Here is a 1,594-nt window from a genome sequence, read left to right on the forward strand (position 1 = left end):
GGGCACCGCGGTGCGGCAGCGGGGGCCGGCCGGGGCGGCGCACGGGTCAGCGGCCGAGCTGATCGAGCACCGCGCGGGGGCGGTTGGTGATGATGGCGTCCACCCCGAGGTCGACGCAGAGGTCCACGTCCCGGGGGTCGTTCACGGTCCACACGTGCACCTGGTGGCCGGACGCCTTCAGGCGCTCGATGTACGCGGGGTGGCTGCGCACGATCCGGAGGGAGGGCCCCGCGATCCGCACGCCCGAGGGCAGCCGCCCGTCGCGCAGCCGGGGCGAGACGAACTGGGTGAGGTAGACCGTCGGCAGCGTCGGCGACGCGGCGCGCACGCGGTGCAGGGAGCGCGCGGAGAAGCTCATGACGCGCACCGGGGACTCCTCGGCCGCGACCGGGGCGTCCAGCCCGAACCGCTTGAGCAGGAGCAGCAGCCGCTCCTCCACCTGTCCCGCCCACCGCGTGGGGTGCTTGGTCTCGATCGCCAGCTCCACCCGGCGCCCGGAGTCGCTCACCAGCTCCAGCAGCCGCTCCAGGGTGAGGACGGAGGTGGCCTCCCGGTCCTCCGGGCGGTGCTCCCAGTCGGGCTCCTCGGTGCGGCCGCCGAAGGGGGTGCGGTTCTTCCAGGAGCCGAAGTCCAGGGCGGCCAGGTCGGAGAGCTCCAGCGCCGAGACCGCACCGCGGCCGTTGGACGTACGGTTGACACGACGGTCGTGCACGCAGACCAGGTGGCCGTCGGCGGTCAGGCGCACATCGCACTCGAGTGCGTCCGCACCGTCCTCGATCGCCTTGCGGTACGCGGCCAGGGTGTGCTCGGGGGCGTCCTCGGAGGCCCCGCGGTGTGCGACGACTTGGGTCGGGTGCTGTCGTGCGTGGGTCACCGCGTCATGGTGCCATCGCGCGCGGGTGGACGTGCGGCCGGAGGGTCGCGGCCGGTGCGGAGATCCGGTCGGAGGCATTGAGGTGGCGCTCCTTTTGTTGGTAATGCCCTATATAAAGAATGACTCCGGACCCACAGGAACGGCTTACGGTGCCCTGACGGCTCGTAGGAAAAGCTGACGTCATAGAAAGAGACATGCACAGCTGCGTCGCGCCGGACTCACGACGAGCGTGAGCGGGCATGCGCGAACGTGACCGCGCGGGACCGCGCGGGACCGAGAACAACAGCCGTGGATCGAGGAGAGAAGCTGTGAGCACCGAGAACGAGGGCACTGCGGTACCCCCGGCCCCGTCCGCACCTCCCGTGCCGATGGATGCTCCCGCTGCTTCGGCACACCAGGAGCGTCCCGCTCCGGACGGGGCTCCCTCGACGGCCCCCATGCCCCCGGTCCCGCCGGGCGCCCCCGGTTCCCCGGCGCCGCAGAACGGCCCCCCGGTCGGCCACGGCTCCCCCGAGCACGGCCCCGGTCACGGCGCGCAGGGCGCGCCGTCCCCGGGGCCGTGCTCGGGGGAGCCGTGGCCGACCGGGGGGCCGTTCTGCGGCGCCGGGGAACCGGGGGCGCCCGGCGGGACCGGGGGCATGGGGGCCGTCGAGGGAGCCCCGTCCGGAGCGGGACGCTCCTGGTGTGCCGAAGCAGCGGGAGCATCCATCGGCACGGGAG

General features: G+C 73.7%; 1 protein-coding gene. It reads right to left on the reverse strand.

The window, feature by feature from the left end:
* Nucleotides 1–46 precede the first annotated feature (46 nt).
* Entirely contained in the window at nucleotides 47–874 is an 828-nt protein-coding gene (locus tag B7L92_RS38390) for a glycerophosphodiester phosphodiesterase (RefSeq protein ID WP_081241667.1), read from the reverse strand.
* Nucleotides 875–1,594: the final 720 nt, after the last annotated feature.

It is taken from the genome of Streptomyces viridosporus (genome assembly GCF_002078235.1).
GTDB lineage: Bacteria > Actinomycetota > Actinomycetes > Streptomycetales > Streptomycetaceae > Streptomyces > Streptomyces viridosporus.